General features: G+C 26.3%; 18 protein-coding genes. 6 read left to right on the top strand and 12 right to left on the bottom strand.

The features are described 5' to 3' along the window. Positions 1 to 19 precede the first annotated feature (19 nt). The 3 genes from SCHIN_RS03570 (at position 20) to SCHIN_RS03560 (ending at position 2,914) form a co-directional block, all read left to right on the top strand. On the top strand, positions 20 to 1,468 hold the full coding sequence (locus SCHIN_RS03570; RefSeq protein ID WP_166508269.1) for a hypothetical protein: 1,449 nt from the start codon (positions 20 to 22) through the stop codon (positions 1,466 to 1,468). Between the two features lie 75 nt (positions 1,469 to 1,543). Next, entirely contained in the window at positions 1,544 to 1,825 is a 282-nt protein-coding gene (locus SCHIN_RS03565; RefSeq protein ID WP_166508268.1) for a hypothetical protein, read from the top strand. An 18-nt stretch (positions 1,826 to 1,843) separates the two neighbouring features. Then, a complete protein-coding gene (locus tag SCHIN_RS03560) occupies positions 1,844 to 2,914 on the top strand; it encodes a hypothetical protein (protein WP_166508267.1) in 1,071 nt (356 codons plus the stop codon). Positions 2,915 to 2,965: 51 nt separating this feature from the next. Here the strand turns inward: SCHIN_RS03560 and SCHIN_RS03555 are convergent, their stop codons facing one another. Continuing rightward, positions 2,966 to 3,409, bottom strand: a complete 444-nt coding sequence (locus SCHIN_RS03555) for a hypothetical protein (RefSeq protein ID WP_166508266.1) — start codon at positions 3,407 to 3,409, stop codon at positions 2,966 to 2,968. A gap of 802 nt (positions 3,410 to 4,211) precedes the next feature. Between SCHIN_RS03555 and SCHIN_RS03550 the strand changes: the two genes are divergently transcribed. Both SCHIN_RS03550 and coaE read left to right on the top strand, forming a co-directional pair. Continuing rightward, positions 4,212 to 5,819 (top strand): hypothetical protein, encoded by a 1,608-nt coding sequence (locus SCHIN_RS03550; protein WP_166508265.1) that lies wholly within the window; start codon positions 4,212 to 4,214, stop codon positions 5,817 to 5,819. A gap of 61 nt (positions 5,820 to 5,880) precedes the next feature. Next, complete coding sequence (coaE, locus tag SCHIN_RS03545; protein ID WP_166508264.1) at positions 5,881 to 6,474, top strand: dephospho-CoA kinase; 594 nt, start codon at positions 5,881 to 5,883, stop codon at positions 6,472 to 6,474. A gap of 17 nt (positions 6,475 to 6,491) precedes the next feature. Here coaE and SCHIN_RS03540 read toward each other — a convergent pair whose 3' ends face one another. From SCHIN_RS03540 to SCHIN_RS03490, 11 genes are all read right to left on the bottom strand, one after another. Next, entirely contained in the window at positions 6,492 to 7,469 is a 978-nt protein-coding gene (locus tag SCHIN_RS03540; protein ID WP_166508263.1) for a hypothetical protein, read from the bottom strand. 207 nt (positions 7,470 to 7,676) lie between these two features. Then, positions 7,677 to 8,285, bottom strand: coding sequence for a SprT-like domain-containing protein (locus SCHIN_RS03535; RefSeq protein WP_166508262.1), 609 nt, complete (start codon positions 8,283 to 8,285; stop codon positions 7,677 to 7,679). Between the two features lie 15 nt (positions 8,286 to 8,300). Beyond that, entirely contained in the window at positions 8,301 to 9,605 is a 1,305-nt protein-coding gene (locus SCHIN_RS03530) for a Y-family DNA polymerase (protein WP_166508261.1), read from the bottom strand. Further along, positions 9,595 to 10,413, bottom strand: coding sequence for a TlyA family RNA methyltransferase (locus SCHIN_RS03525; RefSeq protein ID WP_166508260.1), 819 nt, complete (start codon positions 10,411 to 10,413; stop codon positions 9,595 to 9,597). Before SCHIN_RS03525 ends, SCHIN_RS03530 begins: the two co-directional genes overlap by 11 nt. Before the next feature lie 11 nt (positions 10,414 to 10,424). Continuing rightward, positions 10,425 to 11,420: a hypothetical protein gene (locus SCHIN_RS03520; RefSeq protein WP_166508259.1), complete on the bottom strand. Its 996-nt coding sequence runs from the start codon at positions 11,418 to 11,420 to the stop codon at positions 10,425 to 10,427. An 86-nt stretch (positions 11,421 to 11,506) separates the two neighbouring features. Then, a complete protein-coding gene (locus SCHIN_RS03515; RefSeq protein ID WP_166508258.1) occupies positions 11,507 to 13,144 on the bottom strand; it encodes a 1-deoxy-D-xylulose-5-phosphate synthase N-terminal domain-containing protein in 1,638 nt (545 codons plus the stop codon). A 101-nt stretch (positions 13,145 to 13,245) separates the two neighbouring features. Further along, the gene (gene xseB, locus SCHIN_RS03510; protein WP_166508257.1) at positions 13,246 to 13,452 is read right to left on the bottom strand and encodes an exodeoxyribonuclease VII small subunit; all 207 of its coding nucleotides are present in this window, start codon (positions 13,450 to 13,452) and stop codon (positions 13,246 to 13,248) included. Further along, positions 13,452 to 14,720 carry an exodeoxyribonuclease VII large subunit gene (xseA, locus tag SCHIN_RS03505; protein ID WP_243745728.1) on the bottom strand — a complete coding sequence of 423 codons (1,269 nt, stop codon included), beginning with the start codon at positions 14,718 to 14,720 and terminating at the stop codon, positions 13,452 to 13,454. The genes xseB and xseA overlap by 1 nt, the downstream gene beginning before the upstream one ends. A 24-nt stretch (positions 14,721 to 14,744) precedes the next feature. After that, complete coding sequence (locus tag SCHIN_RS03500) at positions 14,745 to 16,250, bottom strand: hypothetical protein (RefSeq protein WP_166508255.1); 1,506 nt, start codon at positions 16,248 to 16,250, stop codon at positions 14,745 to 14,747. Positions 16,251 to 16,266: 16 nt separating this feature from the next. After that, positions 16,267 to 16,674, bottom strand: a complete 408-nt coding sequence (locus SCHIN_RS03495; RefSeq protein WP_166508254.1) for a transcription antitermination factor NusB — start codon at positions 16,672 to 16,674, stop codon at positions 16,267 to 16,269. Between the two features lie 104 nt (positions 16,675 to 16,778). Beyond that, on the bottom strand, positions 16,779 to 17,855 hold the full coding sequence (locus tag SCHIN_RS03490) for a lipoprotein (protein WP_166508253.1): 1,077 nt from the start codon (positions 17,853 to 17,855) through the stop codon (positions 16,779 to 16,781). A 67-nt stretch (positions 17,856 to 17,922) separates the two neighbouring features. Here SCHIN_RS03490 and SCHIN_RS03485 point away from each other — a divergent pair, with 67 nt between their 5' ends. Further along, positions 17,923 to 18,351, top strand: coding sequence for a hypothetical protein (locus SCHIN_RS03485; RefSeq protein ID WP_166508252.1), 429 nt, complete (start codon positions 17,923 to 17,925; stop codon positions 18,349 to 18,351). The last annotated feature ends 37 nt before the right edge of the window (positions 18,352 to 18,388 follow it).

Genomic DNA, 18,388 nt, shown 5'->3' with positions numbered 1-18,388 from the left:
TTAGAAAGGTTTGAGTAATGTGGAAGCAAAAAATGTTTATCAAAGTATAGTTACATTACTATTTAACGTAATTAAGAATGAAAAATTAAGAACAAAAATCTTATTAGATCTTGATTTTAGAAATGATAACATTGAACTTGTAAATAATCTTTTATCTTTAGAAAAAGATCATGAAGCAAGTTTTAAAGATGTTCAATGAAGTACAGTATTTGCAAAAGCTATTGTAAATATCTCAAAAGAAAAAGTTAAATTTGAAAAACCAGATAACAAATCAATTGAAGATTGTTATGGCGATTATTCAGGTTTATTAACAAAAATATCAAATCTATATGATGTTGAAAAATCAACTTTAACAGATTCAAGTATTGAAATAAGTGAAAAAGAAATTAAATTAAACCAAACAGTTTCTTTGGAAATGAAAGAAAAATATAGTGAAGCTATAATAGAGGATAAACCAGAAGGTTTAGAAGTTGAAGTTGTAGATAATAATAGCGAACAACCAAATATAGGTGGTATAAATCAAAATGCTGGAGCTGGTTTTGGCGGAGGTTTTGGTGGAAGTCAAGGATTTGGACAAGGTTTTGGAGATAGACAAGTTCCTCCGCCTCCAATGGCAGATGCTAGATTTTATCCATATACTTCAAAATTAAAAAATATTAAATGATATAAAATAGGTTTAGCAACAACTTTTGGTGTAACTGGTTTAATGTGAATAATTTTGAGTTTGATCATATCGCTTACAAAATATACTATTAATACTAAATCTGGAGAATGAGCATCATACTTTAATGGATGAGCTACTTTTGCAGCTAAACGCCCAAATGAGGATGTTTTTAATATAACAATAAACCAATATTATGGTAATTTAGTTAATAATACTGCAGGTTACTTTATAATAGCTTTTATGGCATTGATACTATCTTATATACTTTATATGATGATTATGCCTGCAAGAAATTATAGAGAACAATTTAGAATTTCATTATTTAACATAATCATGCCTTTTATTTTATTGCTTTCATTCTTTCAAATGTATTTAGGAAATACATTTGCAACTATGAGCAATCACAATGAAGCTGTTAAAAATATACGAATATGATTTGAGGGCACTGGATTCTTATCGGAAAGTGATTTAAGTGCTTTTGGTGCTGATGATTCTATTAAAGCGATTGTTGATGCATTGACAAAAGCATTTAATGTAAAAGCAGTAACTGTAATTTTATGAATTAATTTAGTATTTATTAGTTTATGTTTTGCATTTATGGTAACAATTTTAATTATCAATCCAAAACTTGATAGAAGAAAAGTTATGCATGCAAATCAAGAATATCAACAACTTATTAATGAAGCGCTTCAAGGAAGAGTTTATGAAATGGACCAATCTATTTATGAACCTGAAGCAGAAGTTAAGAAGTTTTATGATGATTTAGCAGAAAGAGCTCAAAAAAGAAACAAAGATAATGAATAGATAGGCAAAACCTCTTTAAAAAGGTTTTGTTTTTTTATATAATAGTATTATAGATTTTTGGGGGGCGTTGTATTAATGGGATACTATTATAGACATGAATTTAAGTTTTCAGATCATGCTTTACAAAGAATTAGACAACGCCTTAATTTGGGTAATGAAGAAGAATACTTATTAAAAGAAAAAGTTTTAACAATGATTGAAAAATCAACCCAAATGTTTGAAACTTCAAATCATATTTACATTCATACAAGAAAGAATGATATTTATTTTGTAATAAAAAAACCTGAAAAATTGATAGTTACAGCAACTCCAATTTCAGCTACTAAACAATTGTATTTAATTGAAACTGACCAATAAATGAAGGGGGTTATTTTTATGTTTGACAAAGCAGGATTAAACAAGAAAAAGAAATTAAAAAGAAACCTTTTATTACCAACTAGTTTTTTAAATAAATGAATAAGTGTTAACGATGAAGGAGAAGAATGTTTCAAATATGTTGACTTTGTGTCTGACGAAATTGTCGAAGTTAAAGTTGAAAATGATCCATTCCTTTCTGTTCTTTTTGCAACTGATGAAAGTTTTGATATGCAAAGAATTTTAAAACAATATGATCAAATAGCTAAAATTGCAAGAGCAATAGTTGATAGACGTGTTGATAAAGAAGGTGAACGCACTGTTAAAATGACTGGAAAAGAAGTATTGTTTGTAAAATACTTTTATTTTTTGGTTTCATTATTAAATGGTGACTATAAATACTTATTTGATTCATATGGGGAAAGTTATAGAATTTTTGATGTTTTAAATGCTGATGCACCAAAAGATGTAAGAAAAGGAATTTTATCAATAATAAGTTACACATTATTTGAAATGTTTGACTATATTTTCTCTCCAAGAGTATTTGAAAGTTTATATGAGTATGTTGAAAATTCTGATGTTAACTTTAATCATCAAGAATACAAAAGAAGAATAATAGTTCCTGCAAAAGCATTAGATGAACAAAATTATAAATTTATGGATGTATTTTTCCATAATGTTGTAAATAATACTTTCTTAAAAGTATTTACAGTTTCTCCACTTGATAGAGAAAAATTCTTACTAACAAATAAAACAATTGCAAACTTTATTGATGAAAAAACTAAAATAAATGTTTTATCAGTATTTGTAGTTGATCCAAGTTGTGCAATTGGTCTTGTAAATTTAGGACCAGGTAGAGGAGAATACAGACCTTTATTTAAATTCTTGAGTAATAACAGAATTAATGTTTCAGTTATTCCAAGTTGTTTAAGACCTGAACATGAGTTAGAAGAAGATGGTATTTATTTAAGTGATGAACAAAGATTTTACTTTAAACCATTTGAATTAACAGATAATCAAGTTAAGTTAATAAATGATTGTTTAACTTATAGGGACTTAAAAACAGATCTTGATTTATTTACAAAATATTAAAAGCAAATCCTTACAGATTTGCTTTTTTGTATATTTTTATCTTAAGTGTATTTATTTATTGTTTTTATTTTGTTCTATAAGTCTATCAAAGTTGTATTGTTTTGTTCCTGAAATCATAAAAAATAAGGGTACTAATCCTAAAAAACCTAAACAAACTGTTAATCCACAAGCTATATAATTAACGATTATAGTTTTTTTAAATTTTTTGATATTTTTGTCTTCTATTTCTTTTAAAGCTTTAAATCTAAAGTTTTCTAAACCGGCTTTTTTATATTTTTCACAATTTTTAAAATATTTTGTAATAAAAATAGTTTCTATTGCAAAAAGAGTTGCAAAAAATATTAAGGGAATAAATTGAATTATGGGTGCAATTCAGATACCTTTTGCTAAATATATTATACTTCTTGTTCCAATTGATAAAGTTAAAGCTCCATCCAGTACAACTATTATTAATAGACCGATAAAATAATTTGTTATTTTTTTATCTTGTCTCATGTTTTTTTCTCCTTGTATTATTAAATAAAATTTATAAGAAGAAATTCAATTTGTTCAACTCCATATTTTTTTCTATACAGAATTTATTAAATTTTAAGATGTTTAATTTAAATGATAAGTTATGGTTTTTATGATTTGCTAAAAATAAATTTTTTAAAGTTAATTCAATAATTAAAAATATCAAATAAATATTTACGCGATTATTTCTAAATTTGTTTGATAAGTATATATCTTTAAAGGTTTTTATAGAACTTAAAATTGAATTTATAGTTAAATAAAAAATGGCAATTATAATTAAACAAATAATAATAAAGGAAAAAGCTAAAGAATTTGGGATAAGTAAAACATTACTGTTAATATTTGTGGTTAATAAAACTAAAAAACCTTGATTCAATAAAAATATAAAAGTAAAAATTAATAATGTTTTTAGTTTTTGTTTATCTAGTTTGTAATATTTCTCATCAATTTTTCAAGAATTTAAGAACAAGATCTTAAGATTTAATATTAAAATAAATGTCGTTAGTGCTAAAGCACAAAAATAAAGCAAAAAATCATTACCAGTAAAACTTATGCTGGTAATGATTAAAATATTTAATAAGTTAATCATTTTCGGAAATGTTCTTTTCATAATAAATTTAGTATAACAATAAAATTAATTTTTTAGAAACAAATAGGTTGAAAAAATAAAATATTTTCAGTTTTTTGGTTGTAATTTTTCTAAAAATTTTGTAATATATAATATTTTTTATTTTATTTGATATATAATATATATGATTATTTTTTAAATAGGGGTAAATAAATCATGGGGCGCATTAAGATTTTAAAAGAAAACAAAAAATCTAAATTTATGATTATAATGTTAATCATTTTTTGTGTTATTTATGCTTTATTTGGTGTAATGATGATGATATCTCCAGCTTTAAAAGGTAACAGACCTGGACTTCAATTTGTTGGGTTTAGTTACTTATGAAACATTTATTCTAATAAAGGTTATGTTTCTTTAGGAGAAAAATCTTCATCATTCTTACACTTCGTTTGAAAAAATCCTGAAACTGGTAAATTTGTATTTTTACCATCTAACTGAATTTTATTCTTTATTCCATTAATTGTTGGTGGAAGTGTTGCTGGGTTATTAATTTTAAGACTAATAATTCATGCAGTAGGTTACCAAAACAAAACAAAAAATGGTGTTGCAAGAATTGTTAGACCAATTAGAAGTTACCAATTAACAATGGTTATTGCTTGAGTTGGATTTGGTCTATTATTCTTTTGTTCAACAATATCATTTTTAGCAGCTTGTCCATTCCAAATGGGGGTTGTTTGAGAATTTTCACTTAAAGGAATTCCTGCAGCAAGTGACCAAGATACTCTTGAAAAAATTCAAGATAGATTAATGGCTAATGGTAATATCAAACAATTCTATTGACCAACACTTGCTTGATTCTTTGATGGATATGTTATGACAGCTGAAGAAAATGTTGCTATGAAATGATTATGAATTTTTGTTCCAACAGTTATCTTTATTCCATTCCTAGCATTAGCTTTTGCTGGAACAATTGCTGGAGAATGTGCTTGATGAAGAATCAACTTAGCTGTGCTAAGAGATATTGATGCTTCAACTGGAACAAATCTTTCAACTGAATACGATCATGTTAAAAAACCAAAAACTAAAAAAGAAAAATACATTAAAGAAAAATCAAATAGAGAAAAACCTACAAAGGAAAAACGTATCAAAGAAAAACGTATCAAAGAAAAACCTTCAAGAGCGCAAGTTTCAAACTTTGATGATTCAAGAACAATGTCAATGGGTGCAAATGTTGGTGATTCTGCAAAATGTATTGCATTCTACAAATCAATTGTAAGAATGCTTGAACTTTCTAAAAATACTCAAATTGATTTATATGATCAAGCAAAAGATGAGTTAAACAGAATTACAAATAAAAAAGCAAAAATTGATTGAGAAGATGTAGGTTCAGATATAGAAGAAATTATCGAAGACTTTACAGGAGTTGACCAAAGATTTGTTTCTTTAATTGAAAATGTTATGGATAACTCAAAAGTTAATGTCTTTGGAAGATACTTAAGTGATTTAGAAGAATTAACTGAAGAATATTGAGATGCAATTGATGCTTGAGATATTTTAGAAGCTGAAAGTGTTGTTGAACAAATATTTGCAATAGCATTTAGAAGAGAAGAATTGATGGCAAAAGTTGGTTACTGCTTGAGAGAAAGACTTGAATCTAACTTTAAACACATCGATGATGAAGCAAACGTTGTAAAACGTTTAGATAAAGCAAAAAGAAGCGAAGATTATGATAAATATCGTGAAACTTGTTTAGAAGCAATCGAAATGATGTCACCAATTAAATCTAAATTTTCAAATTATGCAAGTAAAATAATTTATAATTAATATAATGAAATCATTTCAATAATAGAAATGATTTTTTTATATCAAAATAGGGGGTAATTTAATGAGAGTAATAGGGGTAAGTGGTTTTATTGGTGCAGGAAAATCAACGTTATTAAACTACATTAAAGAAAAGTATAATGCCACAGTTATTGAAGCAGATGAAGTGTCTAAAGAAGTTATTAATGATAAAAAAGTTATAAAATTTCTTAAAAGTGATATTCCTCATGCTTTGGTTGAAGGACAAATTGATAGATCTATATTAAGAACTGAAGTATTTAATAATAAAGAATTAAATGATAAATTTACTTCAATAATATGGCCTTTAATATCTAAAAGAATTAATAAGTTAATCAAAAAAACTAAAAATGTTAGAGTTATAGTTGTTGAAGCTGCAATAATAGGGGGATTGAATGTTAAATTTGATAGAACTGTATTGCTAACTAAAAATTTTGAACAACGAATTGATGGTGTACAAAAACGTGATGCAAGAGATATTGAAGAAATCAAATCAATTAGTGAATATCAAAATGAAAGATTAAAAGGATATCCTTTTAATTATGTATTAGAAAATAATGGAGATTTTGAAGAATTCTATGAAAAAATTGACAATCTAGTACTTAAATTACAAAGTGATTTTAGAGATCAAAAAAAGTAGACATTTTTGTCTACTTTTTAATTTTCTACATTTTCTTCTTTTAAGTTAGGTATTTTTGATTTATCTACCTTAAAGTTATCATCCTCAACTGTTTTTTTAGCAGTACTTGTCTTTTTAACAGTGCTTGTAGTTTTTTTAGCAGTTGTTGCAGGTTTTTTAGCTGCAGGTTTAGGAGTAGTGTTAGAAGGTTTAGTAGTTTTTTTTCTAGTTGTAGTAGTTTTTTTCTTATCACCAAGTAAACCAACCTGTTTTAAAGCTTCTTTAACTGCAGATTGTATTAATTCTTGTGTTTCTGCTTCAGAAAATACCTTTTCTTCAGCTTCTCTTATTTCATCTTTTATCTTTATAACTCTTGGTTTTTCAACAGAAGAGCTAGTTTTAACAGATACACTTTTACTTGATAAAGAGTTTTCAAGCATATCTGCATTTAATGAATCAAGGTCATATTCGTCATATGAGGGCTCTTGTGAATTATTATTGTAATTTGGTGCTTCATAACCTTCTTCGCCAATTCTTGAGCGCTCAGGAACCTTATATTCAGGTTCTGGGTTATCTGTTTGGTGTTGTCGAGCCATTTGTATTACATCGCCCAATCCACCACCAGAAGAGGGTTGAGAAGGGGGTAAATCTTGAGCGGTGGGAGCAGGTTCAGCGCCTCCACCCATCATTCTTCTTCTTAAAGCAGCCATTCTATCTGTTATTTCTTCTTCAGGAACAGCTGTCATTTGATCATCACCGTTTCCACCACCAAATTTTTCTTTTTCTTCTTGATTTTTTTGCTTTGCTTTTGCAAGGATATCTCCTAAAGTTCCAGGAGCATGTTGTCTTTTAGCTTCTTCTGCAAGACGCTCTTCTTCAGTTTGTGTACCGTGTAATCTTCTTACCTTAGCTCCAAGATCGTTTTCAATTCCTTTTACCTGAGAGGTAATGTCTTGTAGTTCACAAACATGAATTGCTAAATGAACTGAACAAAATTTAGGTGAAAATGCTGCCATCTTTTTTCCTCCTTGCTAAATATAAAAGTAGTAATTAGCCCCAATAGTTTATTATATATTTTATCATTTTTTATTATACATATAAATAGGTAATGGGGGTATTTATTGCTAATAAATGTTAAAACTTTATATATATATCTATATATGTGTCTGTATGTATCTATATACATATATATTTTGTATATTAGAATATACACTTTTAATATATTATACTAATTCAAGGTCACAATCTAGACATTTAAGTCTTAATACTCGACTATTTGTTATTACTAACCCACACCCCTTACAAGTATATGTTCTTCTTCTTTTGTAGTTTATAGGTTCATAATACAAAGCATCATAATGTTTTAACTTTAACACTTCTCAATTAAGATCTAACTTCTCTCTTAACAGTGCTTTTAAAGTTTCAGATAACTTGGTATTTGTAAACCCTCTATTAGGATTTTCATCTCTTTCAACTAATAAGCCTGCTCTCAAAGCAGCTTCTTTGAATTTTTTGTTATGTCTCTGGTTGTTTTCACAATCCTTAATGTTGTTTTGATGATTTATTTGATGAACCATTTCGTGCATTAAAGTTTCTAAAAGCTGAAAGGGGTCTCCGTTTAGGCAAAGTGTTCAGATGGTGATTTGCATATCACCATCAACATAGCCACTATTACCTCTAAAATCTCCTAAAGTTAATTTACTTCTTGATCTAGAGTTTTGGGCAATTGAAATTTTTACAGGTTTTAATTCATTAGAAAAACATAATCTACTTATTTGTCTGTGAGCTGAAGTTAATTCTAAAATTAACTCATCTATTTTTATTTTTTCCAAAGTTACCCCCCTACCCTATTTTTTTCATTTATCAATTATTTCTTGATTAGAAATATGTACTGAATCATTCTTTAAGTATTTACTTTGACCTTTATTTTTATCATTATACTTAATTAGTTTATCACCAGTGAAAATATTTTTTTCACCAAATTTTAGTTGCATGTCATAAATTATATTTTCAACATCGTTTAGATTTAAACGATCATTTAAATCTATGTCATCAAATGAAAGTTGTTTTTTAATATTAATTTCATCAATTAATTTTGTAAGTCTAACTCCAAGTAAAAGAATTGGAGTTCCATTTCATAATTCAAAAAAACATTCTTTAGCTATTGAATAAATTACTTCACAATCATTTGTTGGAGAAGAAAGAGCTTCTTGTTTGGTTGCATGTTTCTTTCTTTCTTTTAAATTAAAAGCTTCAGATTTATCATTTTCATATTTTAAAATTACAGATACTGTTTTTCCTTTTAAAAATCTCATCTTTGCTCTTGCAGAAATTTTTAAACTTAATTCGTATAACATCTCTTCAATTTCTGCAACATTACTAGTAGTATAGTTTAAAGTAAATTCATTACCAATTGATTTTAATTCATTTGATTCTTCTTGAACGTCATCATCACCAATACCATTTGCTCAATGTCAAAGTGTGTAACCTCTTTTACCTAATAAATCTATTACCAATTGTAAATCACTGTGAGCAAGATCACCAATAGTTTTAATATTGTTTTCTAATAAAATTTTTTCAGTAGCTTCACCTACCATATACATTTCTTTAATTTCAAGTGGTCATAACTTTTCTTCAATTTCATCTGGTAAAAGAAAACTAACTCCGTTTGGTTTGTTAAAGTCTACACAACTTTTTGCTAAAAATTTTATTGTACTTATTCCTATTGAACAAGTTAATCTTGTTTCTTCAAAAACTTTTTCTCTAATTTTATCTGCAAGTTTTTTTACTGAACCAAATTTTTTTCAAACATGTGTTACATCAATATAACATTCATCAATTGAAGCAACCTCAATTTTCTCAGAAAAGTTTTTTGAAATTACCTCAAAAACTTTTTGAGAAAATTTTATATATAAAGGGAAGTTTGAATGAACTGGATAAACATCTTTACAAAGTTCTTGTGCTTTGAACAAAGGCATACCAGCTTTAATTCCAAATGCTCTTGCTTTGTAACTTGCAGTTGTAATTATAGATCTTCTATTTGGAGAAGACACTACAAGTATTTTATCTTTTAAAGAAGGGTCATCTGCAATATGACAACTTGCATAGAAAGCATCCATGTCCAATAAAAAGATTACTCGATTATTCTTCATGGTCTTCGAAATACTTTCAACATTCATCAATCAAGTTGTCAATATTATTTTTTTCAAAAATATTTTTTACTTCATTTGTTTTTTTAATTCAACATAAGTATTCAATATTTTTTTTCTTGTTACCAAGTATTGGTGAAAAGTTAATATCATTAACTGAAAAATTATTTTGATTACAAAAATCCATAACTCTAGTTATAGATTTTTTATGACCCTCTTTTGAATTTATTTTTCCATTCTTTACGTCTTCCTTATCAGATTCAAATTGCGGTTTAATTAAAATTACACCTTCAACATTTTCTTCAACAATATCTTTTAGAGGAAATAAAATTTTTTCTACAGAAATAAAACTTACATCACAACAGAAAAAATTAATTTCTTTATCAAAAAAATCTTTAGTAACAATTCTAAAGTTTGTTTTTTCCATTGACTTAACTTTTTCGTTACTTCTTAATTTTCAATCTAATTGATTGGTTCCAACATCAACTGCATAAACGTAACTAGCTCCAAAGGTTAAACAACAATCTGTAAAACCTCCAGTTGAACTTCCAATGTCTAAACAAACTTTGTCTTCTAAATTAATATTTCAAAACTTAATTGCTTTATCTAATTTTTTACCAGCACGACTTACATATTCTTTTTCGTTATTAATAATTTGAATATTTATTTTTTCTGGATCAAACATTGTTCCAGGTTTTGTAATTTTTAAATTATCAATAATTACTTTTCCATCAATTATAAATCCTCTTGCTTTATTTCTGTTATCAAAAAGATTTTTATCCATCAATATTTTATCTAATCTTTGTTTCATAAATACTTCTCCTATTTTTTAACTTTAAACATTTCTTTAAGTCTTTGTTGTTTGATTGTAGATTTTTTAAGTTTCAATTTTTTAGTTTTCAATTTTTCAATTTTTCTAACTCTATCAATATTTTCATACATATCATTTTCTTCTTGAATCATGTCTCTAATTCTTTTGAAAAGTTCTGAACCATAACTTTTGACAAAACCTTTTTTCAATCCTTCAAGTTTTTTCATATACTTTGTACAAGTTATTGACATTGGTTTTGATAAATTTAATCTACCATATTGTCCTTCTTCAAGTTGATGTTTAATTTCATCTAACTGATCTTGTTTTTCTTGTTCGGAGTCTACAAATATTTTTTCATCAACATCTAAAATTTCTGACCTTACTCCAAAGTCATCTTGAAGTTCTGAAAGTCAATCTCCTCTTTTTAATTCTGTAGTAATAACTGGTGCGTCTTTCAATTTTGCTTCAAAGAATTTTAAGTCATCATCTCTTAGAGGATCTAAAATTGTTTTATCTCAAATGTCTTGACTCTCTTTTAATTGATTGTCAGATAATTTTTGTATTGTTTCTTTATCGAGAGCTTTAATATTTTCAACTGTTGGTTCAAATTCAAAAGTTGAATCTTGAACATAAGGGTTTGATAAATTCAAAATATTTTTTCTTGTTTCTGCTTTGATTAATGACTTTGGTTTTTTTATCTCTTTCTTTTCTGGTTCTGGAAAATCTAGTGTATAAAATTCAGGTCAATCATACATTTCTTTATTGAATTGATGTAATTCACGAATCAATGTCTCTTCACTTCCTGTTGGAATAACAATAAGTCTATTATATTCTTCATAAATTTTCTTATCTGTTTTTTCTTTAATGTGAAGTAAGTTTCTAATTTCGTTTAGATTTTGTCAAAAGTTTGATATATTTTTTTTACTTTCATTTTCAAGTAAAGCATTAATTTCCCTATCTTTAGATAGTTTTTCTAAAAAATAGTTTTTATCTTGAACTTTATTCACAAAATCACCCCACTAATTCAAAAATATTATACCAAATAGATTATTAAACTAACTGGTACACGACTAAAATAAAAAAATAGGAAAGCCTATTTTTTCATAATATGGTTTATAACTTTTTCAATATCCATTTCTAAGAATTTTAAAACATTGTGTTTTCTTCCGTGAGAAATAATTCTATCTTTTAAGTTAATTTGGTAAGTAGAAGTTTTTTCTCTTGTAAAGTATCGGATATTTACAAATAGATTTGCTCTATCAATAACAAGTTCATAAATATATAAATCATTATTGTAATGCTTTGTTACCATTTCAAAATCAATTGGATTTATGAATCTTGCATTTACTAAGTTTAATGGTAAGTTATGTTCTTTTATGTAATCATACATATCTTTTAAAATTGGACCATAAGCAATTAAAGTTTTTGTATTCTTTTTGTCAAAGATTATCTCATGTCATTTTCCAACACCATAAGAAACATATTCTCCCATATCAACAACTTTACCTTTTTCATATCTTACAAATAAAGGTTTGTCATCTACTTCTCTAATGATATTTTTTAATTGTAAAATGTCATTATATGAGAAAGGATGGAAAATTACTGAATCTTTAAAGTTGTTGATTAAACTTACATCATAAATTCCGTGATGACTTACTCCGCTTGTATAATTTAATCCAGCTCTGTCGATTAAAAATACTATTGGTAGGTTATTTCTCATAACGTCATGAACTAATTGGTCAAATGTTCTTTGGAAAAATGCTGAAAAAATTGAAACATACACTTTTTTTCCTGCTTTTGCAAATCCACAAGCCATTAATACACATAACTCTTCATTGATCCCACAATCAATAACTTGATTTGGGTATTTTTTTTGTAATTTAGTAAATAAACTTGAATTAATCATACCTGGACTTATTAAAATTGAATCTTCATCAAAGATTTTTTCAATTTGTTCAGCTATCATTTCTTGATATGAACCTGTTGTATCTTCTGCAATTGTGTGGTTAAAAGCTAAAGGTTTTTCACCATTATATTTATTTGCTTTTATAGTTTTAACGTGAACAACAACATGATTTTTGCAAGCATCAGCTTTATCTAATGCTTCAAATAATTTATTAAAATCATGACCATCTTCACAATATACATAATCAAGACCAAGACTTTTAACATAAAGTTCTGGGTTTTGAATTTTAATACCATTTTCTCCAATTGATTCACCATTATCATTTAATATAGTGATTGTTTTGTTTTTAATATTTGCCAAATTTACAAGTCCTGCGTGATTATATGCACTGTAAAACACAGCATCACCAACAACAGATATTATGTTTTCTCTTGTTTTTGAGTGAGCATATGCAAAAGCATAACCAAGTGCAGTACCACTATGACCGTTACTTATTCAGTCATATTTACTTTCTTGCATTTCTTGAAAACTTGAAAGACCTCTAAGTCTATTCATACTTTCAAAAAACATTTTTCTATTTGTTAAAATTTTATATGTTTGAGATTGGTGTCCTGTATCAAATAAAATGATAGATTCATCACAATTGTATTGGCTTAAAAGAGCTACAGTTAGCTCAACAACCCCTAAACTACTCCCAATATGACCGTTTTTGATTTGAGCGTTATTTATTAAAAATTCTCTGATGTCATCACATAATTCATTTAATTCGTTTATATCTCGATTTTTATAAACATCTTTAAAATTGATAACCTTATCTAGTTTCATGATTTCCTCCCAATTTGTCATTAACTTATATAATAATAACACTTTTTAACCTTTAATAAACATTAAATAAAGGTGATTAAATAAAAAATAAGTACAAGTACTTATTCAAAATCTTCTAATTTATTATCTTCTAACACTTTTTTTACAGTACCTTCAATAGTTTCTAACTGTTCTTTTGCATGTTTAATCATACTTGTACCTTGTTTGAATAATTCTATTGAATCTTCCATTGAAGTGTTTGAATCGTTAAGTTTTTTAGTAATTTCTTTAATTTCATCTAAAGATTGTGTAAATGATTTATCTGACATTATTCTTCCTCCTTAATCAAATCTATGATATTCATATCAATTTGACCATCTTTTAATTGTGCTATTACATTGTTATTTTTATCAACATCGTTAATACTAAAAACAATTTTATTATTTTGTTTTATTATTGCAAAACCTTTTTCTAAAGGTTTTCTTGGATCTAAAATTTCTAGTTTTTCATCCAACATTTTAACTTCTCTTTTATATAATTCAAGTTTAGTTTTTAAACTCGAATGAAGTGAGGTTAAATCGGTTTTTAAATGTTTTTTTATAACATTTATTTTGTTATCAAATGATGAAGAGAGTTTTTCAACCTCTGTTTTAAAACTGATTTTTAGATTTTTGAATTTATTTTGTAAATTATTATATAAAGCATGAATACTATTTTCAAATTGCATTCTCAAATGAGAAGTCTTTGTAAGAATGGTTTTACTAAATTCTTGTTGTTTTGAATTTAATGCATTTATTAAATTCAAAACATCTGGGGTGGCTGCTTCACCAGCTGCTGTTGGGGTTGAAGCTCTTTTATCTGCTACAAAATCTATTAATGTGTAATCAGGTTCGTGACCAACACCAGAAATAATTGGAATATTAGAATCTCTTACAGCTTCTAAAACCTCCATTTCATTGAATGATCAAAGGTCTTCATAACTTCCCCCACCCCTTCCAACGATTAAAGTATCGAGAGGGGGATTGAATTGGTTAGCCTTTTTGATTTTTTTTGCAATATCAAACTTTGCTTCATCTCCTTGTACTAAAGTAGGAAATAAAAATATGTTTGAAATTGGATATCTTCTTTTAATTGTTGTAATTAAATCACGAACAGCATCCCCTGTTGCTGCTGTAACTATCCCTATGTTATTTGGAAACTTAGGAATTGGCTTTTTAAACTCTTGGTCAAATCAACCTTTGGCTTGTAATTCATTTTTTCTTTTTTCATATAATAAATTAAGTTCACCAACACCATCAATTTTGATATCTACTATTGTAAAAGTTATTTTTCCTGAAGGTTTGTAGAAACTTAATGAACCTGTTGCAATAATTTCTGTACCTTCACTTGGATTTAAATTTATAAATTTATGAGCGTTTGATTTTCAAATAGCACAATCTATTTTTCCTTCATTATCTTTTAAGGAAAAATAGATATGTCCTGATCTGTTAAGGGTTAAGTTTGCAATTTCACCCTTAATATTGATATTTTTAAATTGTCCTGCACCTTCAAGAAATTCTTTTAAGTGACTGTTAAGTTCTCCAACTTTTAAGAACATAATATCCAAACTAATTCCAACTTTCTAATAATTTGCATTTATAAAATCTATTTCAAAAAGTGATGTTTTCACTTTTAAATATAATGAATAGAAGTTTAGCAAATCTTGTAATTCAATAAATGAGGAACTTAATTGTCTTTCAAATTGCATGTTTTTTGAATCTAAAAATCTATTTAGTTCATCGAAGTTCTTTTCAAATATTTTAGATCTAAAGTTATTTTGAGCTACTTTATCTACTTTATTTGAAGTTATTTTTATGCCAACAATTGCTTCTTCAAAGAATTTAATGAATTCTTTGAAGTTCTTTTTGTATTCTTTAAGAGTTTTTAAGTAAGTTTTTTCATCCTCATAATTACTATCGTCATAAAATTTATTAAAATGCTCAGAAAGTTTAAATTTCTTTTCATTCTCTATATTTACGAGATCAACAGGTTCCTTGAAAGTAACTGTTTTTAATAAATCACTTTCATCGACAAAGAAATCTTTATCTTCTGTTGTATCTAAATTTTTTGATTCCAAAATTTCATTTCAATACATGTTTAAAGTATCTTTATCTTTTGGAACAATGTTGTTTTCAACATTTTTCTCTTCTTCAACCACTTTCTCCTCTTCAATTACGTCATAGATTGAAGGGTTTAAATAATTTAAAACTTCATTTAAATTTTTGAAGTTATTGGTTGTTAATAGTTTTACAAGATTTAACTCTTCATAATCTCCAACAGTTAAAACTGGACAATCATTTTTAACCGTTTTTGCAAACACATCAACGTTATCCAAGAAAGCTGTTTTGTATAAAGAATTGACTTTTACGTTATTTAAATAAATTATTAAAGTACCTGGCTCGATTGAATTAAGAACTTTTTTAATCATTTCTTTATTAGAATCATTTTCTACATTTTTTGGTGTAAAAAGATATTTTGCAAATGAAGGAATAACGTTTCTAGTGAAGAAATTGGCTCACATACCTTCATAATCAAGTTTAATATGAGAAAATTTTTCTTCTGTAATTTCATTAAATAAATTCTTATCAAATTTTTTAAAATGTTTAATTAAAATTTCTTCAGCATTCTCAAGTTTTTGAGAATGCTGAATATCTTCTTGAAAGTGTTTTGTGTTATATCATTCAATATTTCTGATTTTTACATTTCACTTATTGGTTTGTGTTATTTCGTTTACAAAGTCTGTGATGTTTTTATCAAACTTATCAACTTTCTTTGCAGTTATTATTAATACGTTTCTAATATTTTTCTTCTCTATTAAAAATTTTGAAGTTTTTAAGTAATCTGAGATCAATTTAAAATTGTTTTTATCAAATGAAGATGTTAAAAAGGAATTAACATAATTAAATGTTAAAAAATCACAAAATCCTTTTGTTAAATAATTTTTTTGATTTCCAAAGTCTTGATTAAATTTAGTTTTGTAAAAATATTTAACAAATTCAATCATGAAATGTTTTTTAATATCATTTATTGAATTTGCACTAAATTTACTTACTTCAGAATTCAACTCCTTTAAATTTTTTATTCCCATAATTTCTACCCTTCTTTTAATATTGAGCTTTGTCTAGTACTGCATTAATGAAGTTAGTTTCTCAACTTGGTATAAATTCTCTTACCATTTCAATAGCTTCATCAATTACAATAGCTTTTGGTGTATTGTAATATTTAATTTCATATAAACTTGATATCAAGATTGCTCTTACCATCATTGGTAATCTTTCTCATCATCAACTTTCTTCTAATAATGGTTCTAATTCATCTCTTAATTCAAAGTATTTATCAATTACATTTTCAATGTATTGAATTATCTCTTCGTTTTTTGTTGAAAGTTGTAATCCATCAAGAATTTCTTGTTTCATTCTAGCTGTATCGTCTTGTAAAATTATTAATTTATAAATAATTTGTACAGTATATCTTCTTTGTTTTTTTAAAAAACTTATGCTTTTATTTTCCATGTTTGATTTTCCCTTAGTTATTTAAATTTATTATAACAAAATTATATTAAAGATTTTTTAATGATAAAAAAACTATGCATTAATTGCATAGTTTTTGTATATAACTAACCGTTTGTTCCTTCATCTGGATTTTCAGGTTCTTCTGGATCTGTAGGAGTTCCAGGATTTTCTGGTTCAGTTGTGTTTCCTTCATCAGTATTTGATGAAATTAATACAATTGGAGTTTTAATTGTAAATCTTTGTCCTCCAATTGTAATTGAACCTTCAAGTTTAGTTGCGTCAAACAAACCATCAAATTCTGGTTTAATACCAATGTTTTCCAACTCACTTCCAGTTGAGTTTACAACTCTTGAAAGAATTCTGTTGATAGCTTGGTTTGCATTTAATGTAATTCAATTCATTTTAAAATCTTTTGAATTAATTTGAGAATATACCCTTGAAGGAGTTGAAACAAAATCTTCATTGTTTAAGTTACTCAAAAAACTATTAATTACATTTGTGTATAGTAAACCACTTGTACCTGAAGTTTTATCGTAAGTTACTTTTAAATATTCATCATTTAAGTTAAATGTTGTAAGTGAATCATCATTCACTTTATATGGTAAGAATACTTTAAAGTAGTTATCTTCTCCAATTTGTTCAGAGTTTTTATTTAATTGTCCATTTGAAGCAATTGTTCCTTTATTCGAAAGAACAAAATCATATTGAGGTAAAGTTGCTCAATCAAGAGCAGTTGAGTCACCTTGACTTATTTTAAAACTAAAGTTTACTGAATAATATTTATCATCGCCAGGACTTCTATTGTCAAAAATTGTTTGAATTTCATCTACTGAATTAAGTACTCTGTCTGCAAACAAAAATTGATAGTTAATTTTTGTTGCAGCATCACTATTTTCATCGCTTCTAATGTTGTCAAAAGTTTCTTGAGAAGCCATAGATAATCTTAATGAAATTAAGTCCCCTATTTCTTCTTTAAGTTTTGCTTCATCAATTTTTTCTTCTTCATCTACAATTGTGCTCATAGAAATAGTCTTAACAGCACTTTTATTTCAAACTCTTTCAAGTGTATTTACACCAGTTCATTCATTATTTACAGGTACAGCTCCACAAGCAACAACTAAACTACCTGTTGTTGTTGCTACAAATGATAATGAAGCTAAAATTCCTAATATTTTTTTCATTTATTTCACCTTATTTCAAGATTAATTTTACATTATAATAATATTAAAATAAAGGAGAAATTTATTTATGAGCGATGATTTTTTTGATGATACCACTGGTATGCAAACCCTTTTTCACTTATTGGGAAAAAACCAGAAAGAAAAACCTTTAATGAATAACAATCAAATAAATGATATTTGTGTAGAGATTTTAGAACAATTTAGAGAATTGTACTTTAATCAACAATGTTTAGATGTTATGAACAGTTATTGTGTTTCAAAATATAAAATGTCTTTAGAATCTATTTTAAAGGATGCAGAAATTGACATTAATGAAATGGAACAATATAAACAAAATAACTCTATTTGAGTAGAATTCTTAACAAATATTTATTTAGTAATAAATGAACAAAAAGAAAAATTACAATTAATAGACCAAACAAATACAGATAAAGTTTTGAAAAATATTAAAAGTTTAGATAGAGTTTTACAACTAAAATTGGATCTTTACATGTAAAAAACAGCAAATAATTTGCTGTTTTTTTAAAAATTTA

Source organism: Spiroplasma chinense (assembly GCF_008086545.1).
Lineage (GTDB): Bacteria > Bacillota_I > Bacilli_A > Mycoplasmatales > Mycoplasmataceae > Spiroplasma_A > Spiroplasma_A chinense.
This window is presented reverse-complemented; position numbering and strand designations above follow the sequence as displayed.